General features: G+C 63.2%; 4 protein-coding genes. 1 reads left to right on the top strand and 3 read right to left on the bottom strand.

Annotated features, from left to right (window positions below; all coding sequences use genetic code 11):
- From ENZ75_RS22150 to ENZ75_RS22140, 3 genes are all read right to left on the bottom strand, one after another.
- Window positions 1-1,086 (bottom strand): homoserine dehydrogenase (locus ENZ75_RS22150; RefSeq protein ID WP_164887924.1); only part of this gene is annotated, 1,086 nt, incomplete at its 3' end.
- A 47-nt stretch (window positions 1,087-1,133) separates the two neighbouring features.
- On the bottom strand, window positions 1,134-2,351 hold the full coding sequence (locus ENZ75_RS22145) for an LL-diaminopimelate aminotransferase (RefSeq protein ID WP_013531991.1): 1,218 nt from the start codon (window positions 2,349-2,351) through the stop codon (window positions 1,134-1,136).
- A 44-nt stretch (window positions 2,352-2,395) separates the two neighbouring features.
- Entirely contained in the window at window positions 2,396-2,788 is a 393-nt protein-coding gene (locus tag ENZ75_RS22140) for a hypothetical protein (protein ID WP_063167871.1), read from the bottom strand.
- Between the two features lie 97 nt (window positions 2,789-2,885).
- On the opposite strand from ENZ75_RS22140, the gene phaC reads away from it, so the two are divergent.
- The coding region (phaC, locus tag ENZ75_RS22135; protein WP_128278314.1) for a class I poly(R)-hydroxyalkanoic acid synthase at window positions 2,886-4,514 on the top strand (1,629 nt) is incomplete at its 3' end.

Below are 4,514 nucleotides of genomic sequence, written 5' to 3'. Positions count from 1 at the left end.
GTCGTGCACGGTCAGCCGGATGAAATAACCGCCGGCATGGCTGCGCATCTGCGCCTTCTTGTAGGGTTTCAGCTCCTTGGCCGGCCGGCCGAAGACCGGACCATGCTGGAAGCCTGGCCGGCTCTTGGCGATGTCGGCGATGTCGCCGATGACGGCCGATGCGGTGGCGTTGCCGCCCGCACCGGGGCCGGACAGCAGCAGCTCGCCCAGAATGTCGGTTTCGATCGCCACCGCATTGGTGACGCCATGCACCTGCGCGATGACCGATGCGGTCGGCACCATCGTCGGATGCACGCGCTGCTCGATACCGCTCTCGGTGCGCTGGGCGACACCCAGCAGCTTGATCCGGTAGCCGAGATCGGCGGCCGCGCGGATGTCGGCTTGGGTGATGTTGGAAATGCCTTCCATGTAGATGTCGTTGGCGGCGATCCTGGTGCCAAAGGCAAGGCTGGTCAGGATCGACAGCTTGTGCGCCGTGTCGTGGCCCTCGATGTCGAAGGTCGGATCAGCCTCGGCATAGCCCAGCCGCTGCGCGTCCTTCAGGCAAGCATCGAACGAGATGCCCTCGGCCTCCATGCGGGTCAGGATGTAGTTACAGGTGCCGTTGAGGATGCCGAACACGCGGGTGACCGAATTGCCGGCCATCGCCTCACGCATCGTCTTGATGACGGGAATGCCGCCCGCCACCGCCGCCTCGTAGTTGAGAAGCACGCCCTTCTTCTCGGCGATCTCGGCCAGCGCCACGCCATGCTTGGCCAGCAGCGCCTTGTTGGCGGTGACGACGTGACGGCCGGCTTCGAGTGCCGTCTTCACCGATGAGCGCGCCGGGCCCTCGTCGCCGCCGATCAGTTCGACGAACACGTCGATTTCTGCGGTCTGGGCCATCTTGACCGGATCGTCGAACCACTTTGCAGAGCTCAAATCGACGCCCCGATCGCGCTTGTGGTCGCGCGCCGAGACGGCGGTGACGATCACGTCACGGCCGCACTGGCGGGTCAGTTCCACCGCTTTGTCGCGCAGCACGCGCGCCACCGATGCACCGACCGTGCCGAGGCCGGCAATTCCAACACGCAATGCTTCAGCCATGTCCGGCGACGTCCCTCAAAGTCAGATCGAATTTGCGTGCGGCAAGCTTACCGGTGAGCGGAGAGCGGCACGACATTGTTGGGCTGCTTGGCGCTGGTCGACAGGAAGCGCTTGATGTTGCGCGCCGCCTGCCGGATCCTGTGCTCGTTCTCGACCAGAGCAACGCGCACGAATTCGTCGCCATGCTCGCCGAAGCCGACACCGGGCGCCACGGCCACGTCGGCATGTTCGATGAGCAGCTTGGAGAATTCGAGCGAGCCGAGATGCTTGAACGGCTCCGGGATCGGCGCCCAGGCGAACATCGATGCCGCCGGTGCCGGAATGGTCCAGCCGGCGCGGCCGAAGGCGTCGACCATCACGTCGCGGCGCTTGTGGTAGATGTCGCGTACCTCGGCGATGTCGGCGCCGTCGCCGTTGAGCGCGTGTGCCGCCGCCACCTGGATCGGCGTGAAGGCGCCGTAATCGAGGTAGGACTTCACCCGCGTCAGCGCCGAGATCAGCCGCTCGTTGCCGACGGCAAAGCCCATGCGCCAACCGGGCATGGAGAAGGTCTTCGACATGGAGGTGAATTCGACGCAAACGTCGATCGCGCCAGGCACCTGCAGCACCGAAGGCGGCGGATTGCCGTCGAAATAGATCTCCGAATAGGCAAGGTCGGACAGGATGATGATGTCGTTCTTCTTGGCGAAGGCGACCACATCCTTGTAGAAATCGAGCGAGGCGACCAGCGCTGTCGGGTTCGACGGATAGTTGAGGATCAGCGCCAGCGGCTTCGGGATCGAATGCTTGACACCGCGCTCGAGCGCCGGAATGAAACCGTCGTCCGGCTCCACCTGCAGCGAGCGGATGACGCCGCCCGACATGATAAAGCCGAAGGCATGGATCGGATAGGTCGGGTTCGGGCACAGGATCACGTCGCCGGGCGCGGTGATCGCCTGCGCCATGTTGGCGAAGCCTTCCTTCGAACCGAGCGTGGCCACCACTTGCGTGTCGGGGTTGAGCTTCACGCCGAAGCGCCTGCCATAGTAGGCGGCCTGGGCGCGGCGCAGGCCCGGAATGCCGCGCGACGAGGAATAGCGATGCGTGCGCGGGTCGCGCACGACCTCGCACAATTTGTCGACGATAGCCTTGGGCGTCGGCAGGTCCGGATTGCCCATGCCGAGGTCGATGATGTCGGCGCCACGCGATCGGGCGCTGGCCTTGAGCCGGTTGACCTGCTCGAACACGTAAGGCGGAAGCCGGCGAACCTTGTGAAATTCTTCCATGGCAGTTCCAGACAGCGAAGGGGTGTTGGGCGCGCGCTATATACTTATTTGCAGGTAGGGTCGAGGGCGGGGTCGCATTTGGCTTCGATCTGCTTCAGCGTTTCGTCGCCATGCTTCTTGGCCAGATCCGTCAGCGCCGCCTGGTTGACGACCTTGGGGCCGCCGCCCTTTGCCGCCTGCGCATTCTCATCCGCCTTCAATTGCGCGAGCTTGGCGTTCTTCTCGGCTTCGGTGAACTGCGGCGCCGCCACTTGCGGCTTGATGTTCAGGTTCGGGAAGGTGCCGGTATCCTTCGGTCCCGCACCCACAGCGACAGGCGTCGGGCCATTCGTGTTGGTGCTCGAGCACCCGGCAATGCCGATGAGGACGATCGCCGCGCCGATGCGGCAAAAACGTCCGGCACCGAAAAAAACAGTCTCGCCAATATTAATCGTCATATTGTTTCCTTGGCAGCCGAGGTAGAGCGAGATTGGCCCGGTCGGATGTCCCATGTTAATATGTCAAGAAAAGGCCTCGGGAGGAACCCCGCCAACCATGTCCAAAACACCCGATTCGGGCAAAGCGGAAGATGACCAGCCTTCGACCGTCGAGCAATATCTGGTGAAGGACCCGGAACGCTTCGCCCTGAACATGGCGCGCATGATCGAGCAGGCCGGCAAGGCCGCTTCCGCCTGGGCCGAGCCGCGTGAAAAAGGCGACGTGCGCGACCATGTGGCCGAGCCCGTCGTCGATATGGTGAAGACCTTTTCCAAGCTCAGCGAATACTGGCTTGCCGATCCGCAGCGCGCGCTGGAAGCGCAGACGCGGCTGTTCTCCGGCTATATGACGGTCTGGGCCAACGCCATTCAGCGCACCAGCAACGCCGCGCAAGACACCGAAGACGCGGTCAAGCCGGAGCGCGGCGACAAGCGCTTCCTCGACCCGGAATGGGGCCGCAACGCCTTCTTCGATTTCCTCAAGCAGGCCTATCTCGTCACCTCGCGCTGGGCGGCCGATCTGGTCGAGCACGCCGAAGGTCTTGACGAGCACACCCGCCACAAGGCCGGCTTTTACGTCAAGCAGGTGTCCAACGCCATCTCGCCGTCGAATTTCATCCTGACCAATCCGGAACTGTTCCGCGAAACCGTCGCCTCGAACGGCGAAAACCTGGTGCGCGGCATGAAGATGCTGGCCGAGGACATCGCCGCCGGCAAGGGCGACCTGAAGCTGCGGCAGGCCGACTACTCGCCCTTCGAGATCGGCAGGAACATCGCCACCACTCCCGGCAAGGTGGTCGGCCGCAGCGACGTCGCCGAAATCATCCAGTACGAACCGGCGACCGAGACGGTGCTCAAGCGGCCCCTGCTGATCTGCCCGCCATGGATCAATAAATTCTACATCCTCGATCTGAACCCGCAGAAATCCTTCATTCGCTGGGCGGTTGAACAGGGCCACACCGTGTTCGTCATCTCCTGGGTCAATCCGGACGAGCGCCACGGCACCAAGAGCTGGGAAGCCTATATCCGCGAGGGTCTGCAATACGGCCTCGACACGGTCGAGAAGGCCACCGGCGAACGCGACGTCAACGCGATCGGCTATTGCGTCGGCGGCACGCTCCTGGCGGCGGCACTGGCGCTGATGGCGCAAGAGGGCGACGACCGCATCAAGTCGGCGACCTTCTTCACCACGCAGGTCGACTTCACCTATGCCGGCGACCTGAAGGTGTTCGTCGACGAAGAACAGGTCGCGGCAGTGGAAAAGTCGATGAGCGAAAAGGGTTATCTCGACGGCACCAAGATGGCGACCGCCTTCAACATGCTGCGCTCAGGCGACCTGATCTGGCCCTATGTCGTCAACAACTACATGCGCGGCAAGGATCCCCTGCCCTTCGACCTGCTCTACTGGAATGCCGATTCCACCCGCATGGCCGCAGCCAACCACTCTTTCTACCTGCGCAACTGCTATCTCGAGAACAACCTTTCGCAAGGCACGATGGAACTGGCGGGCCGCACGGTCTCGCTCGGCGACATCACCATCCCGGTCTACAACCTCGCCTCCAAGGAAGATCACATCGCGCCGGCGCTTTCGGTGTTCCTCGGCTCGAAATATTTCGGCGGCACGGTCGAGTATGTGATGGCGGGGTCGGGCCATATCGCCGGTGTCGTCAATCCGCCGGCATCCAAC

It is taken from the genome of Mesorhizobium sp. M7A.F.Ca.CA.002.04.1.1 (assembly GCF_004022805.1).
Taxonomy (GTDB): Bacteria; Pseudomonadota; Alphaproteobacteria; order Rhizobiales; family Rhizobiaceae; genus Mesorhizobium; species Mesorhizobium ciceri.
Note: the sequence above shows the minus strand (reverse complement) of the source record. Positions and strands in the feature narration are given on the sequence as shown.